The organism is Bacteroidales bacterium (assembly GCA_041671145.1).
Classification (GTDB): domain Bacteria; phylum Bacteroidota; class Bacteroidia; order Bacteroidales; family JAHJDW01; genus JAQUPB01.
This window is the reverse complement of record JBAZBZ010000013.1, coordinates 36007-58586: the sequence shown is the minus strand read 5'-3', so window position 1 is coordinate 58586 and position 22580 is coordinate 36007. Positions and strand designations below refer to the sequence as shown.

Below are 22580 nucleotides of genomic sequence, written 5' to 3'. Positions count from 1 at the left end.
TATCAACTAAATTAAGTGTAAATGAGAAACCTATTAATTTTATTTATAACTGCAGCATTCCTTGTTACAGCCAATTATTCTTATTCCGACAATGGCGTTCTTGCAAAACATAAAAGCAGAAAAAAGAAAAGTGAAGAAAATAAAAGCTGGCACACTTTATACCCGAAGAAAGATAAAGTTGCTGGAATAAGCTTGAACAAGGCATATCAGGAAATATTGAAAAATAAAATTCCTCATAAGGTAATAATTGCAGTTATTGATGGCGGTGTTGATATTAACCATGAAGATATTAAAAATAGAATCTGGACAAACAGAAAAGAAATTCCCGTAAATAATGTTGACGATGATAACAACGGATTTATTGACGATATTCACGGATGGAATTTTTTAGGCAATTCAAACGGTGAAAATATTAAGCAGGAAACTATGGAATTAACACGCCTTTTCAGAGACATGACAAGAAAATTCGGCGATACGATATTAAGTAAATGTAAAATTAAAGATACAACAGGTTTTGCTTACTATAAAAAAATATGCAGGGAATATTATGCGAAATACATACAAGCAACTTTAGATTACAATATGCTGAAAAATTCTTCTCTCGATAAATATTTTACTAAAAAAGACAGTATAATAACTGATTATCTTAAAAAAACAGATTATTCAATAATGGATTTATTGTCTGTTAATACAAAAGATAGTGTTGTGAATGAAAGTAAATATTACCTGTTGACACTTGAAATAAAAAATTTCGACATAGAGAAATATAAGGAAATGAAAGAATATTATTACAACAATTATTTATACGGAGTTGATACCTCTTATAATCCAAGGAAAATTATTGGAGATAATCCAACGCAACTTGATGGAATACATTACGGAAATAGTGATGTTATAGCAAATACCCCTTCGCATGGCACTTTTGTGTCGGGAATTATTGCTGCTGAAAGAAACAATAATATAGGTATGGATGGCATTGCCGACAGCGTTGAAATAATGGTTATCAGAGCCATTCCAAATGGTGACGAAAGGGACAAAGATGTTGCAAATGCAATAAGATATGCCATAAATAACGGGGCAAAAATTATAAATATGAGTTTTGGCAAAGGATATTCACCAGAAAAAATATTTGTTGACGATGTTCTTAAACTTGCAGAAGAAAAAGATGTATTATTAGTTCATGCTGCCGGCAATGATGCAGAAAATAATGATGTGGTTGAAAATTATCCGAAAAAATATTTTAACGATGGGAAAGTAATTACTGGAAACTGGCTCGAAGTAGGGGCTTCAACAAAACATCTTGATAAAAATCTTGTAGCTTCATTTTCAAATTATGGAAAAAAGAATGTTGATATTTTTGCTCCGGGTGAAGATATTTATTCATTAAAACCGGACAACAAATATACAACGGGTGATGGTACAAGCTTTGCCAGTCCCATGGTTGCAGGTGTTGCTGCATTATTGAAGTCATATTACCCTCAATTGACTGCTAAAGAAATAAAGAAAATTATTATGGATTCAAGCTTGAAACTTGAAAAGAAAAAAGTGTATAAACAGGATTCAAAATCCACAAAAAAAGAAAAAGTTAGATTCGGAACATTGTCGGTAACGGGCGGTTTACTTAATGCTTATAATGCCGTGAACATGGCTGAAAAAATATATAACAAAAAATAAAAAAGGAAATCAACGACAAACCACAAACTACAAACATTTTGTTTTTTGCGAATAACGCAGATTAGCAATAATATTTTTATGCCTCTTTAGCTCAGCGGTAGAGCAGTTCATTCGTAATGAACAGGTCATAGGTTCAAATCCCATAAGAGGCTCAGAATTTTTGATTTTTTGTAAAAATAAATTTATTTAAAATTTTTCAATTTGTATTTAATCTAAAATTAATTAGATTTGTAGCATAATAAAAAAACAGCAGTTGATGGCTTCGGTGAAATATATATTTGTAACAGGTGGAGTAACTTCCTCACTCGGGAAAGGTATTATATCAGCATCGCTTGCAAAATTATTGCAGGCACGTGGCTTTTCAATTACCATACAAAAACTCGACCCATACATAAATATTGACCCCGGAACTCTTAATCCTTATGAACACGGTGAATGTTATGTTACCGAAGACGGAGCGGAAACTGACCTTGACCTCGGGCATTATGAACGTTTTCTCAATGTACCTACATCGCAGGCAAATAATGTTACAACAGGCAGAATATATCAAACGGTAATTGATAAAGAGCGCAAAGGCGATTATCTTGGCGAAACAGTTCAGGTAATTCCTCATATTACGGATGAAATAAAACACAGAATTAAAATTCTCGGAGAAACAAAAAAATATGATATTGTAATTACCGAAATAGGAGGGACCGTTGGCGATATTGAATCGCTTCCATACATTGAAGCTGTTCGTCAGTTGAAATGGGAAATGGGAAACGATTGCCTTGTTGTACATTTGACTTTGCTTCCATATTTGAATACTACCGGAGAACTTAAAACAAAACCAACACAGCATTCCGTTAAGACCTTACTCGAATCAGGAGTTCAGCCCGATATACTTGTTTGCCGCACCATTAAAAGCATTACTCCCGCCATACGAAATAAAATCGCTCTGTTTTGCAATGTTGAACCGAGTTCTGTAATCGAATCCATTGATGCTTCATCAATTTATGAAGTTCCTGTTTTGATGAAAAAAGAAAAGCTCGATGAAGTTGTGCTTGGAAAAATTGGCTTGTCGGCTGACAAGGCACCAGATTTGAAGGACTGGGAATGCTTTTTAAAGAAACTCAAAAATCCGAAAAAAGAAATTGAAATTGGCTTGGTTGGAAAATATGTTGAACTGAAAGATGCTTATAAATCCATAGTTGAATCATTGATACAGGCAGGAACAATTCAGGAATTTAAAATAAATATTAAACTCATACATTCCGAAGGTATTACTATTGCAAATGTCAACGAAAAATTAAACGGTCTCAAAGGGATTATTGTAGCACCCGGATTCGGCGAGCGCGGTATTGACGGTAAGATTCATTCTATTAAATTTGCTCGTGAAAATAAAATTCCATTTCTGGGAATATGTCTTGGGATGCAATGCGCAGTTGTTGAGTTTGCTAGAAATGTTCTTGGATTCAAAGATGCACATTCTACAGAAATAAACCCCAATACAAAATATCCTGTTATTGATTTAATGACTGAACAGAAGAAAATATATATCAAAGGTGGAACAATGCGACTGGGAGCATATCCCTGTGTGATTACCGAAGCAACCAAAGTTTATGGAATTTATAAAAAAACAAAAATTGCAGAGCGTCACCGCCATAGGTTTGAATTTAATAATAATTATCTGGAAGATTTTCAGAAAGCAGGAATGCTCGCAAGCGGAATAAATCCTGATGGCGGTCTTGTGGAAATTATTGAATTGCCTTCTCATCCTTGGTTTATCGGTGTTCAGTTCCATCCCGAATACAGAAGCACTGTTGACAGCCCACATCCGCTTTTTGTTGATTTTGTTAGAGCAGCAAGCTGCCTGTAATGCGAGCTAAAAGTCCCTTTTCATTATACTTCCGGCAAAATCCTTTAAAACTTTTTTCTTTCCATTGTTGATGCTCAATAATTCGAGATATCTCAATGATTTTTCGTAATAATTGTCAATCATTTTTATGGTAAGTTCTTTAATGTTTAGAAAATTGTAAATTGCGGTAACTTCCTTGATTTTTTCTTCAGGAATAAAATTATTGCTTTTAAGTATGGACTTTAGTTTTTCTGAGGTTTTATCTTTTGCAAGTTCCAATGCTTTAATCAGAAGAAAGGTTTTTTTGTTTGTTAAAATATCACTGCCGATTTTTTTCCCGAATTTATTCTGCTCTGCATATACATCAAGAAGGTCGTCTTGCAATTGAAAAGCAATGCCGAGATTTTCTCCGAAAGAATAAATATTTTGAGCATCTTCATCGGAAGCAAAAGCAATAATAGAACCAACATTAAAACATGCAGCAATAAGAACTCCTGTTTTTAAACGAATCATTTTAATGTATTCGGGAATTGTAATATCTTCCTGAGTTTCGAAATTCATATCAAACTGTTGCCCTTCGCAAACTTCAATGGAGGTTTGGTTAAATACTTTCAGAATTTTGTTATAATAAATCTCATCGGTTTTTATAAGAAGCTCATAAGCTTTGGCAAACATCGCATCACCTGAAAGAATGGCAACATTGGGATTGCATTTTTATAAACAGTAGTGTGTCCTCTGCGTATTGGTGCATTATCCATTATGTCATCATGGATAAGTGTGAAGTTGTGAAATGTTTCAATAGCAAGAGCGGGGAAAATTGCCTTTTCAATATCACCGCCGAAAACATCGCAGGAAAGTAGTGCTAATGCAGGTCGCAATCTTTTCCCGCCTATCGAAAGCATGTACGCAATAGGGTCGTAAAGTTCTTTTGGCTCTAAATTAAAATTCAAACCTGCAATTTCTTCATCTATTCGTTTCTGTAAGTATTCAATGGAATGCATAAATAAAGTCATTAGTCAATAGTCATCAGTCAAACTTCGATGTTCGATATTTAAAAAAGTTTAAAGTTTAATGTCTAAAGTTTCGGTATTTAAATGCCTGTGCTATTAAATTGAAAACTGTAAACCATAAAACATTTAATATTTATCTTATAATCAATGGTCAGTGGAAAGTATAAAAAAGCGATAACTACAAACCACAAACTATTAAACGATTTTCAAAAGATACTCTCCATATCCGCTTTTCAGCAATGGTTGTGCAAGTTTTTTTAACTGTTCTGCATTTATAAATCCCATGCGGTAAGCAACTTCTTCAATACATCCGATTTTCAATCCCTGTCTTTCTTCAATAACCTGCACAAACTGACTTGCCTGCATGAGCGAAGCAAAAGTGCCCGTATCGAGCCATGCCGTTCCTCTGCTTAAAACACCTACTTTGAGTTTGCCTTTTTCAAGATACCATTTGTTTACATCGGTGATTTCATATTCACCTCTTGCACTCGGTTTAATGTTTTTGGCTACTCCAACAACACTATTGTCGTACATATACAATCCAGGTACAGCAAAATTTGATTTCGGATGTTTCGGTTTTTCTTCAATTGATATTGCTTTCAGGTTTTCATCAAACGCAACAACACCGTATCTTTCAGGGTCGGAAACGTGATATGCAAAAACAACACCGCCATCAGGTTCGGAGTTTTCTTTTAAAAGTCCCTGCAAACCGCTGCTGAAAAAAATGTTGTCACCAAGTATTAAGCAAACTTTATCTTTTTTAATAAATTTTTCGCCTATTACAAATGCTTGAGCAAGTCCGTTGGGGATTTCCTGCACTGCATATTTAAAAGAACAACCGATTTTTTTCCCGTCGCCAAGAAGTTTTTCGAAATCAGGAAGGTCGGAAGGTGTTGAAATTACAAGTATTTCGGATATTCCTGCCATCATCAAAACCGACAACGGATAATAAATCATTGGCTTATCGTATATTGGCATGAGCTGTTTGCTCATGGCTAAGGTTATGGGATGCAATCGCGTGCCTGCACCTCCTGCTAATATTATACCTTTCATTTTTTAAAAAAAGTTTAATGTTTAATGTCTAAAGTTTAAAGTTTCGGAAAATTTTATTAATCACAACTTTAATACTTAAATATTGTTTTATTTCTAAATTGCTAACTTCGATATTTGCCATTGGTCATTATAAAAAGCGTAACTACAAACTACAAACATTTTAAACTTTCATTCCTTCATTTTATTGTCGTTATTTTCTCCTTCGTTTTCTTCTTCAGCATCCTCATCGTTATCGTAAATTTCAATTAAAGGTTCTTTGAATGCTTCTGTAACAATTGTTTTGTTAAAGCTGAGAATTAACGAAGGCAATGCAACAAGGTTAAAAAACAAAGCAACAAACAAGGTGATGGTGATAAGCAAGCCGAGTGCCTGCGTTCCTCCAAAGCCCGAAACTATATAAATAGCAAATCCCATAACAAGCACTATTGAAGTATAAATAATGCTCACGCCGGTTTCATCAAGTGCATTTATTACCGATTCTTTTATGTCAGTACTGCGAAATTTGAGTTCATGGCGGTATTTTGAAAGAAAAATTATTGCATTGTCAACTGCTATGCCGAGTGCAACACTGAAAACAATGATAGTAGATGGCTTTATGGGAATATTTGCAAAACCCATGATAGCAGCAGTAATTAAAAGCGGGATAAGATTGCAGAACATTGCAATGACTATCATTCTGTATGATGAAAATACAAAAGTCATGAGTAATGATATGAGGATAATAGCAATGACAATGCTTTCCCACAAATTATGAATTAAAAATTCAGTTCCTTTTGTGTAAACTATGCTATTGCCGGTAAATGTCACATTAAAATTTTTCGGAGGGAAAATGGAATCTACTTTAGGTCTCAGTTGCAGCTTCATCAGGTTCATTTCTTTCATTCCGATATCAGCCATTTGAACGCTGATGCGCGTATATTGCTTTGTACTGTCAATGAATGAATGTAAAATATTTTTCTTTCCTTTTATTTTTGAAGGAAAGTATTGCATTATAAAAGCTGTCTCTCTTCCATCAGGAAGTTCATATTTTTCTCGAGCGCCGTGGTAAAATGACTGTTTCGAGAATTTTACAAGTTCGGCAAGAGATAAGGGTTGAGAAAATATGGAAAACTTTGAAATTACATTTTGCAGCGAATCAATTTTCCTTATAGTGCTCAGCCGCATCACGCCGTTCTTTTTCTTGGTATCTATGGATATTTCAAAAGGCATGACACCGCTGAAATTCTTTTCAAAAAATTTAAGGTCTTTGTAAATCGGGTCTCTTTCGGGAATGTCGTCAACAACTTTTCCCGAAGTACGCATAAGTGTCATTCCATAAAAACAAACAAGTATTATTGCAGTTCCTATTATGTATACCGTTCCGCGTTTGTTTAAAACAATAAATTTTACCTTATTCATTATTGTTTGTACAAATTTGCTGTCAAGATACAAAATGTGCTTTTGCTTGGGAGGCGGAAGGTAGCTGAAAATAACAGGTATGAGTATTATTGAAAGTAAATATTCAAACATTACATTCATTGAAGCAATAACTCCGAATTCCTTAAGAATTGCATTTGAGGTAAAGATAAAAGCAGCAAAACCGATTGCTGTTGTGATATTGGTTATAAGCGTTGCAAAGCCAATTCTTTGAACTACCCGCGACAATGCTTTTATTTTATTGCCGTGATTTTTGTATTCCCAGTGGTATTTGTTAAGCAAATAAATGCAGTTCTGAATAGCTTTAATAACAAGCAACGACGGAATTACGCCTGTTAATATTGTGATTTTATAATTGAACAATGCAATGGTTCCCAATCCCCATATAACACTTATTACAACAATTATCAGGCAGGAAAATAAAACCCTGAATGACCTGAAGAATATAATAAGAATCAACGATGCTATTATCAGGGAAAGCAAAACAAATAGTTTGAGCTCTTCTTTTACCTTTTGTGAGGTAACGGTTCTTATATATGGCAATCCTGAGTAATGAACTTCGACATTATGTTTTATCCTGTATTTTTCGACAATATTTCTTATGCTGTATATTAAACCAACTCTGCTTTTGTTATTGAGTTTATTCTTGTCGAGCGTTATTGCTATTAAGTATGAACTGGTTTTGGGATTAAATAATAATCCTTCGTAAAAGGGGAGGGAATAAATAATATTTTTTAAACTGTCAACTTCGGTTTGTTTGGTGGGCTTTGTTTGTACTATTGGTTTGAAATCAAATTTTCTTGTGCTGTCATTTTTGAAAATATTCAATGCCCTGGTTATCGAAACAACTTCTTCAATACCTTCATATTTTCTAATAGTGTTACACAAATCATACAGTGCGTTGAATTCCTCAAGTTCAAAAATCTTATCGTTTTTTATGCCTATGGCAAAAACATTTCCATCTTCACCGAATCTGCTTTTGAATGTATCGTATTCAACATTCGCTGAATCGGCAGCAGGAAGCATTCTGGCAAGTTCGTATGACAATTTTACTTTAGTCGCATTATAAGCCATGAAAGCAGTAACTATGCCTATAACAATAAGTATCGACAATCGGTATCTAAGAATTAACCTAACAAGAAAAACCCACATTTGCAGAAAACTTTTATCACATTTATATTTAGCAAATTTAGAATAATACTTTGTAAATGAAAAATAAATTCCATTGCTCGATGTTAAATGTTAGATGTTAGCGGTTTATATGAAACAAAAATTACGATTTTTCATGAATATGGATATTTTCAGTTGTGAGTTTTTATTATGACGTATTAAGAATAATTTAAAGTGAACTTTATCTGCAGATAAAAATTATTATATTTGCGTAGTTAAAAAATGAAAAAATAAAGACAACACAAATAGATATTAGTAATCTAAAAAGCGGAGTTTACTTCTTTAAACTTATTTATGACAATAAAGTTGAAGTGAAAAAATAATAAGGAATAATAATGTTATACCGTCAATAATCATTTGTAATCATTAGGCGTTTAAGATTCTGATAGTACTTAGTTAATCAGGTTTTATAAGCATAACCCCATTTTAACTTTGTTATTTATAAAGAAAAATGAAAGTAACATTTCTTGGAACAGGAACATCGCAAGGCGTACCTGTGGTTGCATGCAATTGCGAAGTATGCAAATCGGCAGATGTCAGAGATAAGCGATTGAGGTCATCCGTAATGTTAGAAATTAACGGAAACAATTTTATTATTGATGCGGGAATGGATTTTCGCCAGCAAATGCTCAGAGAAAATGTTAAAAAAATTGATGCTGTTATTATAACACATGCACATAAAGACCATATCGGCGGATTGGATGATGTGAGAGGATTTAATTATATTCAGAGAAAACCTATTGATGTATTTGCATCAAAAGAAGTAACAAAAAGTATAAAAAAAGATTTCTGCTATGCTTTTGAGGATAAAAAGTTTTCAAGCTTACCAGATATAAATTTACACACAATTAAAAATATACCTTTTGAAATAAATGATATAAAATTTACACCAATCGAAGTTCTTCATTATAGATTGAGGATTTTTGGATACAGAGTAGGGGATTTTACATATATCACTGATGCAAGTACTATTTCGCATACGGAGATGAATAAGGTAATTGGTTCAAAATGCATTGTTTTAAATGCATTAAGAATAAACACACATATTTCGCATTATAATTTAGAACAAGCTATTGAAGTATTAAGTGAACTTAAACCCGAAACAGCATATTTAACACATATAAGCCATCAATTAGGATTACATGAGGAAGTTGAGAAGACATTGCCTTCGTTTATTAAACTTGCTTATGATGGCTTGAAATTAAATTTGCCGCAATTCACACCTGTTTGCTGAAACATCTTATGATTCTTTCTTTTTCCCGTTTTCTTTTGTAACAGCAGCTTCCTTTTTCTTGGTTTCCATTTTCAGAGTATCATCATCTTTGTTGAAGTCAATATTTATTGTATCTCCTTCGGTAAGTTTTGATTTTATTATTTCTTCAGCCAGCGGGTCTTCTAAATATTTCTGAATAGCCCGTTTCAGAGGTCTTGCACCGAACAGAGAATCATAACCTTTATCGGCAATAAAATCTTTTGCAGGTTCAGTAAGTATAATATTATAGCCAAGAGAATTTATTCTTTTATAAAGTTTTTCAAGTTCAATGTCAATTATTTTATGAATATCTTCGCGTTCTAATGATTCAAATATCACAACATCATCTATTCTGTTTAGAAATTCCGGAGCAAATGCTTTTTTTAGTGCATTTTCTATAATGCTTCGGTTGTATTCATCCATATTTTTTAGTTTGCTGCTTGTTTTAAAGCCAACGCCGGCACCGAATTCCCTTAACTGGCGAGAGCCGATGTTTGAAGTCATAATAATAATTGTGTTTTTAAAATCAACTTTCCTGCCGAAGCTGTCGGTTAATATGCCATCATCAAGAACCTGAAGCAAGATATGAAATACATCGGGATGTGCTTTTTCAATTTCATCAAGCAATACAACCGAGTATGGTTTTCTCCTTACTTTTTCTGTAAGCTGACCGCCTTCTTCGTAACCAACATATCCCGGAGGTGCTCCAACAAGACGTGAAACAGCAAATTTTTCCATGTATTCGCTCATATCTACTCTTATCAAAGTATCTTCGCTGTCGAATAAATATTTAGCAAGAACTTTTGCAAGATAAGTTTTTCCAACACCTGTAGGTCCCAAAAATATAAATGTTCCGATAGGTTTATTTGGGTCTTTTAGTCCTGCACGGTTACGATGTATCGCTTTAACAACCTTAGCGATTGCGCCATCCTGTCCGATTACAGTGCCTTTTAGTTCTTCTGCCATCAAGGCAAGTCGGTCGCTTTCGTTTTGTGCAATTCTTTGAACAGGAACACCTGTCATCATTGCAACAACTTCAGCAACATTTTCATCGCTCACAGTTTCCCTGTTATTGCGGGTTTCCTGTTCCCAGTTTGCTTTTGTTCTTTCGAGGTCTTCAAGTAATTTCCTTTCAATATCCCTTAACTTTGCAGCATCTTCATATTTCTGTGATTTTATGGTGCGGCTTTTTTCCTGTTTTGTTTCTTCAATTTTCTTTTCTATTTCAATAATTTCTTTTGGTACAACTATATTTTTTATATGAACTCTTGCGCCTGCTTCATCCATAGCATCAATTGCTTTATCGGGCAGACACCTGTCGGTGATGTATCTGGTAGTCAACAGCACACAAGCTTTAATGGCTTCATCGGTGTACAAAACATTATGATGGTCTTCGTATCGCGGTTTAATTTTTGCAAGAATGTTGATTGTTTCGTCAATAGTGGGAGGGTCAATCAGTATTTTCTGAAACCTGCGGTCTAACGCACCGTCTTTTTCAATGTATTGGCGGTATTCATCAAGTGTGGTTGCACCGATACATTGTATGTCGCCGCGTGCTAATGCCGGTTTGAACATGTTAGACGCATCAAGCGAACCCGATGCACCTCCTGCACCAACAATAGTATGAATTTCGTCAATAAAAAGAATTATATTCTGATTTTTTTCGAGTTCATTAATAACGGCTTTCATTCTTTCTTCGAATTGCCCGCGGTATTTTGTACCGGCAACCAAAGATGCCAAATCAAGTGTAACAATTCTTTTATCAAAAAGTGTTCTTGAAACTTTTCTTTGAATTATTCGCAATGCCAAACCTTCGGCAATAGCTGATTTTCCAACTCCTGGTTCACCAATAAGAATAGGATTGTTTTTCTTTCTGCGGCTTAATATCTGAGCTATGCGTTCAAGTTCACGGTCTCTGCCAACTATAGGGTCAAGACGGTTTTCTTCCGCAGCTTTTGTAAGGTCGCGACTGAAATTATCAAGCACTGGAGTTTTGGATTTTGTATCTCCCGTTTTCTTTGTTCCACTGAAACCGCTTTCCTTTTCTTCAAAAGGGTCATCATCACCACCACCGTTTCCAGGTAATTCACTTGTTACATCCTGATTCGGACTTAATAATTTTACTTCATCAGCAACCAATTCATAAGTTAAGTTGTATCTCTTCAATGCTTGAGTAACGACATTGTCATCGTTTTTTAGTATTGATAAAAGAATATGTTCTGTTCCGATTACCTTGCTTCTGTAGTATCTTGCTTCAAGATGAGTGAGTTTAAGGATTCTTTCTGCCTGTTTTACAAAAGGGATATTGCTGGAATTTATTTTTTGTGAAGTTTCTTTTCTTATGGAAAATTCAATATTTTTTTTAATTTCAGTAAGATTAACACCCAAATTCATCAGAATCTGAACGGCAGTGCCTTCGCCTTCTCTTAATATTCCTAGAAATAAATGCTCGGTGCCAATATAATCATTACCTAAGCGAGTAGCTTCTTCGCGGCTAAATGTTAAAACATCTTTTACTCTTGAGGAAAATTTTGCGTCCATATTTTATATAGCTTTTATATTTTTTTATTAAAATATAATGTTCAACGTTGTTTTCATAACAAAGATACAAAATTTTATTAACATTAAAATTCTTTCATTTTTTTTAAAAAAAAATAAAATATTTTTATAACTTCGTGGAATTAAAATAGAGGTGCCTCTATAACAAAATTTTTGATTTTTTTAATGTATTAATATAATATTAACATAACGAACTTAAACGCAGGAAAAGTATGTCAGAAGAAGGAGAAAAAATTATAGCAGTAAATATTGAAGAGCAAATGAAATCGGCTTACATTGATTATTCAATGTCGGTGATAGTTTCCAGAGCATTACCTGATATAAGAGATGGACTTAAACCGGTTCATAGAAGAGTGCTTTTTGGAATGTACGAACTTGGGGTTATGTCGAACCGCCCCTATAAAAAATCAGCAAGAATTGTGGGTGAAGTTCTTGGTAAGTATCATCCTCACGGAGATACTTCTGTTTATGATGCTATGGTGAGGATGGCGCAGGATTGGTCGTTGCGATACCCCTTAGTTGACGGGCAAGGAAATTTCGGTTCTATTGATGGAGATAGTCCCGCTGCGATGCGATATACAGAAGCACGCCTGAAAAAAATTGCCGAGGAAATGCTTGCCGATATTGACAAAGAAACCGTTGATTTCTCACTCAATTTTGATGATACCCTTGAAGAGCCGGTTATTCTCCCCACAAAAATCCCAAATCTGCTTATAAACGGAACTTCAGGAATTGCCGTGGGTATGGCAACAAATATGCCTCCTCATAATTTATCGCAGGTAATTGATGGCGTTATGGCATTTATTGACAATAACGATATTACTATTGCGGAATTGATGCAACATATTAAAGCCCCTGATTTTCCTTATGGTGGAATTATATACGGTTACGAAGGCGTTAAAAATGCTTTTGAAACTGGCAGAGGCAGAATTATTATAAGAGCAAACACAAATATAGAACCAATAACAAAAGAAAAAGATGCAATTATTGCAACTTCGGTTCCTTATCTGGTTAACAAAGCGGAAATGATTAAAAAAACTGCCGACCTTGTGAATGAGAAGCAAATAGAAGGCATTTCCGATATAAGAGATGAATCTGACAGGAATGGTATAAGGATAGTGTATGACCTTAAAAGAGATGCGATTGCAAATGTAGTATTAAACAATTTGTTTAAATACACTCAGCTACAATCTTCGTTTAGTGTAAACAATATAGCTTTAATTAACAGAAGACCGGTAATGTTGAATTTAAAGGATATGATTAAAAGCTTTGTTGAACACCGCCATGAAATTGTTGTAAGAAGAACAAAATATGAATTAAAAGAAGCCGAAAAGCGTGCACATATATTAGAGGGCTTGTTAATTGCAGTTGACAATATAGATGCAGTAATCAAACTCATAAAATCATCTGCAACACCCGATGATGCAAAGTCGGGGTTAATTGAAGCATTTGCATTGACTGAAATTCAGGCAAAAGCTATTTTAGAAATGCGTTTACAGCGACTTACAGGACTTGAAAGAGAAAAAATAAAAGAAGAACATATAGGTTTGCTAAAACAAATAAAGTATTTCAAAGAAATATTGGAAGATGTAACTTTAAGAATGAAAATCATAAAAGAAGAACTTGCCGAAATTAAGAGTAAATATGGAGATGCTCCGAGAAGTGAAATTGTTTACACTGCCGATGATTTCAGAATTGAAGATACAATAGCAGATGAAGCAGTTGTTATCACTATTTCGCATTTAGGGTACATAAAAAGAACTCCGCTTTCCGAATACAGGCGACAGAACAGGGGAGGTCGCGGTTCTAAGGGAAGCGATTCTCGCGAGGAGGATTATATTGAACATTTATTTACCGCAACAAATCATAACTATATGCTTTTCTTTACCGAAAGCGGTAAATGTTTCTGGCTTAAAGTTTATGAAATTCCTGAAGGAACGAGAGCATCGAAAGGCAGAGCAATACAAAATCTTTTGAATCTTGAACCAAGCGACAAAATCAAAGCATATATAAATGTTAAAAATCTTGATGACAAAGAATATATTGAAAATAATTACATAATTATGTGCACCCAAAAAGGTGTAATAAAGAAAACAAAACTCGAAGCATTCTCGCGTCCACGCCAGAATGGAATTATAGCAATTACTGTAAAAGACGGAGACCATCTTATTGAAGCAAAAATGACAGGAGGGAAAGATGAAATTGTAATTGCCTTGAAATCGGGAAGAGCAATAAGATTTAATGAAAGCAAGGTTCGCCCAATGGGCAGAGGCGCAAGCGGTGTCAGAGGAATAAGAATGAATAACTCAAAAGATGAAGCTATCGGAATGGTTTGTGTGGAAGACAGCAATTCAACTTTACTTGTTGTTTCCGAAAACGGATACGGAAAACGAACAAAAGTTGACGATTACAGGGTTACAAACAGAGGCGGCAAAGGTGTAAAAACAATAAATATCACCGATAAAACCGGTTGCCTTATTGCTATTCAGAACGTTGTTGATACCGATGATTTAATGATAATAAATAAATCGGGAATAATTATCAGAATGGCAGTTGCCGACTTACGAGTTATGGGTAGAGCAACACAGGGAGTACGGCTTATCAATTTGAAAAATGAAGATGCTATTGCTTCAGTTACAAAAGTTGTTATTGATGAAGAATCCGAGAACGAATTGCAGGAAAGAGTTAAACCTTTGCCGATTAATGAAGAAGAGATTGAAGCTATCGAACCGGATGACGAAGATGAAAATGAAATCGATAATTCAGCAGAAAATGATGAGGACATTGAGGAAGAATCGAAGGAAGAAAATAACGAAAAGTAGTAATTCTTTTTTTATAATCTGGTAAGATTTTACTATCAACTTCACGCAGAAAATTCTTTTTACTCGGAAATTATCGCATATCTGAAGGTCGTAGCAATTGTTTACTCAAATTTATTTACCCATAACTATTCGTTATAGAACCTAAAAAATTAATATAAAATAAATTCCAAATTCACGTTATTTAAAATAAAAATATAAATTTGCAAAAATTTAATGTTATTTCAATTTATGGCAATTGTTTTGCAATAATAAATAGTTTGATAAAATTAAAATTTAAAATTATGAAAAAGATAGCAATTTTATTTATCGGAATGATTTTTCTGATGAAATTGGAAGCACAAGTTATTAATATTAACAGCGCATTCAAATATCAAAGAGAAGGCAAGCTTGACAGGGCAAAGACGGCAATTGATGAAGCATGTGTTAATGAAGAAACAAAAAACAAGGCAAAAGCATGGTTTTACAAAGGAATAATTTATTACGACATCCATTCTTCAACAAATCCAAAATTCAAATCACTTGATTCAAATGCACTGGAAATTGCGTATAATTCATTTATGACAGCATTCAAACTTGATGAACAGGAAAAGAAATATACCAATGAGCTTAATTCAAATCTTAATAATTGCGGTTTGGAATTTTATAATGAAGCAGTAAGGGAATATAACCGAAAGAAATATGAAAAAGCTGTTAATACTTTTTCTAAAGTAATAGAAATAAAAGGAAGTACAGGAACTACAGATTCTGTTTATTATTATTCATTAATGTATGCAGGAGTGGCAGCTCAAAATACAGGAAAGCCCGAAATTAAAGTTAAATCAAAAGATTTTTTTCGAAAATTAATTGATTTGAAATATAAGAAAACATTGATATATACAATGCTTGCAAATATTTATCTGAGTGAGAAAGATACTTTAAATGCTTTAAAAACCTTGCAGTCAGGGAAAGAAAACTTAGGCAATAATCTGGAGTTTATTCTTGCCGAAGCAAATATTTACCTGTTGAAAAAACAAATAAAAGAAGCACAAAATATGCTAAAGTTAGCAATTGAAAAAGATCCGAGCAACTATACGGTTTTATATGCAATAGGTACAAATTATTTTAATCTGGTTAAAGACATTAATTATGAAACAGATTCGATTACATATAAGAATTATTATAATGAATCTGAAATAAACCTTAAGAAAGCACTCGAATTAAAACCCGATTTTTTTGATGCTTTGTATAACCTCGGAGCACTATATTTTAATGAAGGAGTGAGATTGTTTACAGCAGGTCAAAATATAAAAGACCAGAAAATGTATGATAAAGCAAAACTTGTATGGGAAAGTAAGTGGAAAGATGAAGCACAGCTTTATTTGGAAAAAGCAATAGCAATTAGTCAAAATGATAAAGAAACTTTAATAGTTTTAAAACAAATTTATGCCCGAACAAATCAAACGGATAAGCTGAAAGAAGTTAATGAAAAATTAAATAAAAAATAAAAAGAATATAGGGGATAATAATCGGAAATTATTCTCTAATATATTAAAAAATATATTTAACATAATGTTATGTTATACTACAAACCTTATGTAATTTGGTTCTGTTGTATAACAATTTATTATGTTAAATTATGGTGGTCGTGTGAAGGATTTTATTTTGGCGGGATTTTTGAGTAAAAATCATGCAAAAATAAAATCGGCAAGTGATGAAAGATTACAAAGGGCGTTTTTTAATGACAATGGAAAAGAGAAAAAAGCCAATTCCAATGATGATAAATTATTTTCAAAATCTCAATTAAATAAAAAATTCCAGTTACAACAGTTGCCCGAACAATCCACTTCTGAATTGTCGCCATTTTTATTTGGTAATGCACCATCATCTGTTTATCCTCTAATTTGGTAGTTATTTCTGATTCCTTATTATTTTGTTGTTGTACATACCCTATAAAATATTTTCCTTTGAATGTTATTTTTATTTGCTCTGTTCCTTTTATTATTTCGTTTTCATAACATTTTACATAACCATCTTCTATTAATTGATTTACAATCATAGGGCATTCATCTTTTGGAATATCAGTTTTATTTTCAGATAAATAATTCAATAAATCTTTATAATAATTATAACTTTCTCCTTTAGCTCCATTATTTGAAAGATAATTTAAAACAGCATCTAATTTTTCTTCTGGTGTCATAATTTAGATTTTAAATTTAAACGAATTTTATTTTAAAAAGTTTACTAAAAGCAATCTGACAACAAAGAACTAAATGGGGCATTGTGGGAAAATTTAACATAATATTTATTATAAGACATTTAGATATAAACAAAATTGCCTTTAAATACCTTACATCCCCATATTAGTTGTTTTGGAATAACTTGAAATTATTCTTTTCAAGTATTTCTTTGTTGGCTTTGCTACTTACCGGAAATTTGTAAATCAAATCCGAATAAATAACATTAAAATCTTTATCTATGCAAATTTTTTTATATTTTTCATTTACATAAATTATTTTATTTTCTCTAATATCTTCAGTAATACTTCTTTTCATTTTTAATAATTTTTACATAAAGATACTATAAAAAAGTACTGAAAAACAAAAAGTAAATAAATTGTTAGTAAATCATTTTTTTATATGCTAAAAATAATTAAAAATTGATTTTATATGAAGATTGAGTTACATAAATATTGTTTTGCGAAGTTATAACTTTAGCTATTATATTTATTTTCCGAATAATTCCTGTGAATTTAGAAAACGAATACACAATTTTTCCTTTTCCGTGTTGAGTGAAAATAGGAAATAATTTTTTATTCATGTAAACATTATCAGTCAGCTCTCCCTGGTAAAATTCAACATTTTCCGATTCATTGTCAAGTGCAATCAGCAGAATGATTTTATTAGGTATTCTTTTTTCTTTAATAATAATAAAAGGACAACCACCTGCAATTTCTTTTCCTTTTTCATCATATTCTTTCAAACCTATTCCAGGTTGGTCATCTTTGTATGATAATACTGATTTTAATTTCCCGTTTTTGTAGTATTTTTTTGCAGTTCCGTTTTTTTTGTCATTTTTGTATTCTATTGTTTCATAAATAGTAACTCCATTGCCATAATACCATATAGCAGTACCTTCGCGTTTGCCGCCTTTGTAAATCACATCATATCGCAGTTTCCCGTCATCATAAAAACTTTTTGAGCTTCCCTCCTGCAATCCATTTTTAAAATACATCTCTAAAACAAGATTTCCTTTGCCATTTTTCTTTCTATACCAACCTGTATTTTTGGATGTGTCTTTTAAAGAAGCATCATTTTTGTTTTTATTATTTTGGTTGCAACCCGCAAATAAAAATAAACACAGCAAAAAATATATATGTTTCATATTTTAATTACATTTTGTCCTGAATTATTTTCCCAAACATATGTTTCAAGGAATTATACATTTGCAAATTTAAATTTATTTATTTTGAAAGCCACAATTTATTCTTAAATATATTAATTGTACGCTGATTACATTAAGATTTTAAAAATTGTTGATAACCTTTTGTAAAAGCGATATAAAATATATTGTGATTTTTCAATATTAATTTTATCTTTGCACTCGTTTTTTACGACTATGTAGCTCAGCTGGTAGAGCATTGCCCTTTTAAGGCAGGGGTCCTGGGTTCGAGTCCCAGCATGGTCACGAACCTAAGGGGAAACATAATAAATATATGTTTCCTCTTTTTGTTGGATAAAGGTATTATCATCTTTTCAGAAAAAAAAACCAGAAAAGAAAAATTACTTAATTTTGTCCGAAATATCTCACAATTATTTTACAACTGATTTCACGATTTTTATTCCGACAATTCTTTCCACAATAATAATTAACACATAGTTTTTCTGCATTCCAAAACTTTTTTTTAAAAATTATATAGTAAAATAATGTATTGAAGGCAACAATTTACGCGTAATACCAATGTTTTGAGTTAAGTTATTAACAAAACACGCCATTTTTAAACAAAACATCAATTTTTTTTTTAAAAAAATGTTTTTATTTAATAATGCAATAAATTTGTAGTGATAATTTATTTTATTATTAACCTTTAAACTATAAAAAAATGAACAAAGCTGAACTAATTGATGCAATTGCAGCAACATCAAAGCTGACTAAAGCTGATTCAAGAAAAGTTCTTGACGCTTTTATTACTACTACATCTAAAGCTTTAAAAAAAGGTGATAGAGTAGCATTAATAGGTTTTGGTTCTTTCTCAGTAGTTAAAAGATCTGCAAGAAAAGGAAGAAATCCACAAACAGGTAAAGTAATCAACATACCTGCTAAGAAAGTGGCAAAATTCAAGGCTGGTGCTGAACTTGCATCTGCTGTGAAGTAAATTGCTGATTTGAATTAAAAAAAAGAGGATGCCTGAAGTAACATAGACATCCTCTTTTTGTCGGGGTGAGAGGACTTGAACCTCCGACCCCTAGCACCCCATGCTAGTACGCTAGCCAACTGCGCCACACCCCGAATTTAGTTTCTTGTTTTTAGTTTATAGTTTGCGATTCGACTACTATCTAAAAAATATATTGCAAATTTAACATTTAAAAATTAAAAATAAAAAAATCTTTTGCTTTGCTCAAATCTTCAAGCTTTCCTACATCCATCCAATTATCTTCATTATGATAATATGCAATTATCCTGTTGTTTTCACAAAGCCGCAAATATAAATTTACAAGTGAAAATTTTCCTTCTTCAGTAATCAAATCAAAAATAACAGGTGAAATAACCTGAATACCGCTGAACGCAGCAACATTCAAATATTTTTCAAAATTCCTTACAATCCTTATTTCTTTGGTTTCTTCGTTCTGCCATCCACAAAGCATATTATTCGCATTAAACAAAAGGTATCTTGATGTCTTTCTTTGTCTGACAGCAAGAGTTGCCAAAGTATTCGATTTCTCCTGAAAATCAATTAATCCTTTTAAATCAATATCGGATAATATATCAACATTATAAATTAAAAAAGATTTGCCATCATTTAAAAACCATGAAGCTTTTTTTAGTCCTCCTCCTGTATCAAGCAATTCATCGGATTCATCGGATACAGCTATATTTATATTAAAATTATTTTTTTCTTTTAAATAAGCTTTAACCTTTTCAGCAAAATGATGTACGTTTATAATAATGTCATTAATTCCCTGAGAAGAAAGTTTTTTAACGGCAATTTCCAATAATGTCATTCCGTTTATTTTAACAAGAGCTTTAGGAATTTCATCCGTAAGCGGTTTCAGGCGTGTTCCCAAACCTGCCGCAAAAATCATTGCTTTCATAGAAAAACGTTTAAAAAGTTTGTAGTTTGTTGTTAAAATAGCATATCGTTCAATAAGCGTAACTACAAACCTATTTCATTATGCTTAACAATTACATTACTGTCATATTTTCCCTTCAAGTGTTTTGTCAGCATATTTGCGCAATATACAGAGCGATGCTGTCCACCGGTACAACCAAATGTTACCAGAAGATTAGTAAAATTTCTTTTTTTATAATTTTCAACTGATATATCAACAACCGAAAAAATATTTTGCAAAAAAGTTTTAACTTCTTCTGACTTTTCCAAATATTCAATTACTTCTCTGTCGTTTCCTGTCAGCGTTTTATATGCGATTAATCTTCCCGGGTTGGGCAAAGCTCTGCAATCAAAAACAAATCCTCCTCCATTCCCGCTGTCATCTTCAGGAATTCCGTTTTTGTATGAAAAACTCTGAATGTTCAAAGTAAGCTTATTTGCCGACTGTCCGATTTTTTTCAAATAAGATGATTCAACAAGTTTTCCCCAACATTTTTTTAACTCGGGAATTTCAAGCGGTATTGAAGTATTATTTATAAGCCATTCGATATTTTTTATTGCATAAGGAATACTTGCCAAAAAATGTTCTTTACGTTCATAAAATCCACGGAAACCATAAGCACCAAGTGCCTGCATTATTCTTATAAAAACAAATCCAAAAAAATAATTTTTAAATTGAGCAGAATCAACCGGAATAAAAAAAGAAGCAACTTTAATATAGTAATCAATTAATTCATTTCTGACACTTTGAGGAATATCGGCTTTTGCATCGTACAACAACGAAGCTAAATCGTATTGCAAAGCCCCTTTTCGTCCTCCCTGATAATCTATAAAATAAGGTTCTCCGTTAACAAGCATTATGTTTCTCGATTGAAAATCGCGATATAGAAAGAAATTGTTTTCCGCCTGAAGTAAATAATCCGAAAGAGTTTCAAAATCGTTTTCGAGCTTTTGCTCGTCAAATGATATTTGTGCAAGCTTCAGAAAATAATATTTGAAATAATTTAAATCCCAAAGCATTGATTGCTTGTCGAAACTTGCCCTCGGATAGCAATAACTATAATCAAAATCTTTTCCTGCTGATATCTGAAATAAAGGTAATTGAGCAATTACTTTTTTGTAAATTTTAGTAAATTCGGAACTCCACTCCTGTCCCACTCTTTTTGATGTTAAGAATGAAAATAATGTTTCATCGCCTAAATCTTCGAGTAAGTAAACTGAGTTTGATAAATTTTCGGAATATATTTTGGGAACATTAAGTTTTTTATTCAGGAAATATTTTGTAAAGTTTATAAATGCTGCATTTTCTTTTATATCTTCATTGTACACACCAATTGCTGGTTTGCTTTTATTTTCCAATCTATAATAAACCCTGTAAGAACCCGAAGTAGGTAATAGTTCAATTACATGAGGACTTTCACCATAAAATTGATTAAAAAGCATGCTTAAACTTTTTTCTATTTTCTTTTTTAGTTCGTTATTCACAAGTAGTTATTTTTGACTTTAAACAATATTTTCCAAAGATAATAAAAAAAAAAATTAACAAACACCGTCATATAAGCCGTTAAACACCAATTAAATAAATTTTTATTATTTAGACAAGCTTTCTCATCGTATATGAGCAGTTTTATTTTTATATTAAAAATGATAATGAATGTTAGGAGTATACTATAAAAAATATTTCAACGTTAACATCTATTGAATAAATTTTCATACTTTTACAGAATAAATTAAATTTTGTGTCAGACAGTTTAGTAATAATACCAACATTTAACGAAAAAGAGAATATTGCTAAAATAATCAGAAAAGTATTGTCTTTACCAAAGGATTTCAATATTCTGATTGTTGATGATAGTTCTCCCGACGGTACTGCTCAAATTGTAAAATTTCTGATAAAAGAATTTCCGGATAAATTATTTTTAGAAGAACGAACAGGCAAATTAGGTTTAGGAACCGCATATATTCATGGTTTCAAATGGGCTTTGAACAGAAATTATGAATACATTTTTGAAATGGATGCTGACTTCTCGCACAATCCCGACGACCTTATAAATCTTTATAATGCATGTGCGGTTGACGGAGCAGACCTTGCAATCGGGTCAAGATATATTTCTGGCGCAAATGTTGTTAACTGGCCTATGGGTAGAGTATTGATGTCGTATTATGCCTCGGTTTACGTAAGAATTGTTACGGGAATGAAAATAAAAGATGCAACGGCCGGATTTAAGTGTTACAAAGCTAAAGTACTTAGAACTTTAGAACTAGATAAAATCAAATTTGTAGGATACGCCTTCCAGATTGAAATGAAATTTACAGCTTGGAAATTTGGTTTTAAAATAGTTGAAGTCCCTATAATATTTACCGACAGAACTGAAGGAAAATCAAAAATGAACAAAGGAATATTCAAAGAAGCTTTTCTCGGAGTAATTAAATTAAAATTCGGAAGCTTTTTGAAATCATATAGAAGAAAAGCATGATGCTT

At 32.4% G+C, this 22580-nt stretch carries 17 protein-coding genes and 3 tRNA genes; 9 read left to right on the top strand and 11 right to left on the bottom strand.

Translation table 11 applies throughout. The features are described from left to right. Window positions 1–21: 21 nt before the first annotated feature. The 3 genes from WC223_06495 to WC223_06485 all read left to right on the top strand — a co-directional run bounded on the left by WC223_06495 (window position 22) and on the right by WC223_06485 (window position 3532). Window positions 22–1674 carry a S8 family peptidase gene (locus WC223_06495; GenBank protein ID MFA6923886.1) on the top strand — a complete coding sequence of 551 codons (1653 nt, stop codon included), beginning with the start codon at window positions 22–24 and terminating at the stop codon, window positions 1672–1674. 80 nt (window positions 1675–1754) lie between these two features. Further along, window positions 1755–1826 (top strand) — tRNA-Thr (locus tag WC223_06490). A gap of 104 nt (window positions 1827–1930) precedes the next feature. Next, the gene (locus WC223_06485; protein ID MFA6923885.1) at window positions 1931–3532 is read left to right on the top strand and encodes a CTP synthase; all 1602 of its coding nucleotides are present in this window, start codon (window positions 1931–1933) and stop codon (window positions 3530–3532) included. 6 nt (window positions 3533–3538) lie between these two features. Here WC223_06485 and WC223_06480 read toward each other — a convergent pair whose 3' ends face one another. The 4 genes from WC223_06480 to WC223_06465 all read right to left on the bottom strand — a co-directional run bounded on the left by WC223_06480 (window position 3539) and on the right by WC223_06465 (window position 8142). After that, window positions 3539–4186 carry a polyprenyl synthetase family protein gene (locus tag WC223_06480; protein MFA6923884.1) on the bottom strand — a complete coding sequence of 216 codons (648 nt, stop codon included), beginning with the start codon at window positions 4184–4186 and terminating at the stop codon, window positions 3539–3541. Beyond that, window positions 4156–4512 (bottom strand): polyprenyl synthetase family protein, encoded by a 357-nt coding sequence (locus WC223_06475; GenBank protein MFA6923883.1) that lies wholly within the window; start codon window positions 4510–4512, stop codon window positions 4156–4158. The genes WC223_06480 and WC223_06475 overlap by 31 nt, the downstream gene beginning before the upstream one ends. A gap of 204 nt (window positions 4513–4716) precedes the next feature. Then, window positions 4717–5574, bottom strand: coding sequence for a glucose-1-phosphate thymidylyltransferase RfbA (rfbA, locus tag WC223_06470; GenBank protein MFA6923882.1), 858 nt, complete (start codon window positions 5572–5574; stop codon window positions 4717–4719). Between the two features lie 168 nt (window positions 5575–5742). Beyond that, window positions 5743–8142, bottom strand: a complete 2400-nt coding sequence (locus WC223_06465; GenBank protein ID MFA6923881.1) for an MMPL family transporter — start codon at window positions 8140–8142, stop codon at window positions 5743–5745. A gap of 469 nt (window positions 8143–8611) precedes the next feature. On the opposite strand from WC223_06465, the gene WC223_06460 reads away from it, so the two are divergent. Next, complete coding sequence (locus WC223_06460) at window positions 8612–9394, top strand: MBL fold metallo-hydrolase (GenBank protein ID MFA6923880.1); 783 nt, start codon at window positions 8612–8614, stop codon at window positions 9392–9394. A 6-nt stretch (window positions 9395–9400) separates the two neighbouring features. On the opposite strand, the gene WC223_06455 is transcribed toward WC223_06460, so the two are convergent. After that, window positions 9401–11953, bottom strand: coding sequence for an ATP-dependent Clp protease ATP-binding subunit (locus tag WC223_06455; protein ID MFA6923879.1), 2553 nt, complete (start codon window positions 11951–11953; stop codon window positions 9401–9403). 230 nt (window positions 11954–12183) lie between these two features. On the opposite strand from WC223_06455, the gene gyrA reads away from it, so the two are divergent. Together gyrA and WC223_06445 are read left to right on the top strand one after the other, a co-directional pair. Further along, window positions 12184–14793: a DNA gyrase subunit A gene (gene gyrA, locus WC223_06450; GenBank protein MFA6923878.1), complete on the top strand. Its 2610-nt coding sequence runs from the start codon at window positions 12184–12186 to the stop codon at window positions 14791–14793. 281 nt (window positions 14794–15074) lie between these two features. Beyond that, the gene (locus WC223_06445) at window positions 15075–16277 is read left to right on the top strand and encodes a tetratricopeptide repeat protein (protein MFA6923877.1); all 1203 of its coding nucleotides are present in this window, start codon (window positions 15075–15077) and stop codon (window positions 16275–16277) included. Window positions 16278–16507: 230 nt separating this feature from the next. Here the strand turns inward: WC223_06445 and WC223_06440 are convergent, their stop codons facing one another. From WC223_06440 to WC223_06430, 3 genes are all read right to left on the bottom strand, one after another. Beyond that, a complete protein-coding gene (locus WC223_06440; GenBank protein MFA6923876.1) occupies window positions 16508–16969 on the bottom strand; it encodes a hypothetical protein in 462 nt (153 codons plus the stop codon). A 163-nt stretch (window positions 16970–17132) separates the two neighbouring features. Next, a complete protein-coding gene (locus WC223_06435) occupies window positions 17133–17324 on the bottom strand; it encodes a hypothetical protein (GenBank protein ID MFA6923875.1) in 192 nt (63 codons plus the stop codon). Between the two features lie 97 nt (window positions 17325–17421). Beyond that, entirely contained in the window at window positions 17422–18153 is a 732-nt protein-coding gene (locus tag WC223_06430) for a hypothetical protein (protein ID MFA6923874.1), read from the bottom strand. 230 nt (window positions 18154–18383) lie between these two features. Here WC223_06430 and WC223_06425 point away from each other — a divergent pair. Beyond that, window positions 18384–18456, top strand: a tRNA-Lys gene (locus WC223_06425). A gap of 415 nt (window positions 18457–18871) precedes the next feature. Next, window positions 18872–19144: an HU family DNA-binding protein gene (locus tag WC223_06420; protein ID MFA6923873.1), complete on the top strand. Its 273-nt coding sequence runs from the start codon at window positions 18872–18874 to the stop codon at window positions 19142–19144. Between the two features lie 60 nt (window positions 19145–19204). Here WC223_06420 and WC223_06415 read toward each other — a convergent pair. The 3 genes from WC223_06415 to WC223_06405 form a co-directional block, all read right to left on the bottom strand. Further along, window positions 19205–19278: transfer RNA gene (locus tag WC223_06415), tRNA-Pro, on the bottom strand. A 74-nt stretch (window positions 19279–19352) separates the two neighbouring features. Next, window positions 19353–20081, bottom strand: a complete 729-nt coding sequence (locus WC223_06410) for a nucleotidyltransferase family protein (GenBank protein MFA6923872.1) — start codon at window positions 20079–20081, stop codon at window positions 19353–19355. Window positions 20082–20143: 62 nt separating this feature from the next. Next, entirely contained in the window at window positions 20144–21583 is a 1440-nt protein-coding gene (locus WC223_06405; GenBank protein ID MFA6923871.1) for an RNase adapter RapZ, read from the bottom strand. A 254-nt stretch (window positions 21584–21837) separates the two neighbouring features. Between WC223_06405 and WC223_06400 the strand changes: the two genes are divergently transcribed. After that, entirely contained in the window at window positions 21838–22575 is a 738-nt protein-coding gene (locus WC223_06400) for a polyprenol monophosphomannose synthase (protein ID MFA6923870.1), read from the top strand. Window positions 22576–22580: the final 5 nt, after the last annotated feature.

Coding starts and splice junctions, on each gene's coding strand:
- WC223_06495 (MFA6923886.1), top strand. CDS start 22: ATGAGAAACCTATTAATTTTATTTATAACTGCAGCATTCCTTGTTACA.
- WC223_06485 (MFA6923885.1), top strand. CDS start 1,931: ATGGCTTCGGTGAAATATATATTTGTAACAGGTGGAGTAACTTCCTCA.
- WC223_06480 (MFA6923884.1), bottom strand. CDS start 4,186: ATGTTTGCCAAAGCTTATGAGCTTCTTATAAAAACCGATGAGATTTAT.
- WC223_06475 (MFA6923883.1), bottom strand. CDS start 4,512: ATGCATTCCATTGAATACTTACAGAAACGAATAGATGAAGAAATTGCA.
- rfbA (MFA6923882.1), bottom strand. CDS start 5,574: ATGAAAGGTATAATATTAGCAGGAGGTGCAGGCACGCGATTGCATCCC.
- WC223_06465 (MFA6923881.1), bottom strand. CDS start 8,142: ATGTGGGTTTTTCTTGTTAGGTTAATTCTTAGATACCGATTGTCGATA.
- WC223_06460 (MFA6923880.1), top strand. CDS start 8,612: ATGAAAGTAACATTTCTTGGAACAGGAACATCGCAAGGCGTACCTGTG.
- WC223_06455 (MFA6923879.1), bottom strand. CDS start 11,953: ATGGACGCAAAATTTTCCTCAAGAGTAAAAGATGTTTTAACATTTAGC.
- gyrA (MFA6923878.1), top strand. CDS start 12,184: ATGTCAGAAGAAGGAGAAAAAATTATAGCAGTAAATATTGAAGAGCAA.
- WC223_06445 (MFA6923877.1), top strand. CDS start 15,075: ATGAAAAAGATAGCAATTTTATTTATCGGAATGATTTTTCTGATGAAA.
- WC223_06440 (MFA6923876.1), bottom strand. CDS start 16,969: ATGACACCAGAAGAAAAATTAGATGCTGTTTTAAATTATCTTTCAAAT.
- WC223_06435 (MFA6923875.1), bottom strand. CDS start 17,324: ATGAAAAGAAGTATTACTGAAGATATTAGAGAAAATAAAATAATTTAT.
- WC223_06430 (MFA6923874.1), bottom strand. CDS start 18,153: ATGAAACATATATATTTTTTGCTGTGTTTATTTTTATTTGCGGGTTGC.
- WC223_06420 (MFA6923873.1), top strand. CDS start 18,872: ATGAACAAAGCTGAACTAATTGATGCAATTGCAGCAACATCAAAGCTG.
- WC223_06410 (MFA6923872.1), bottom strand. CDS start 20,081: ATGAAAGCAATGATTTTTGCGGCAGGTTTGGGAACACGCCTGAAACCG.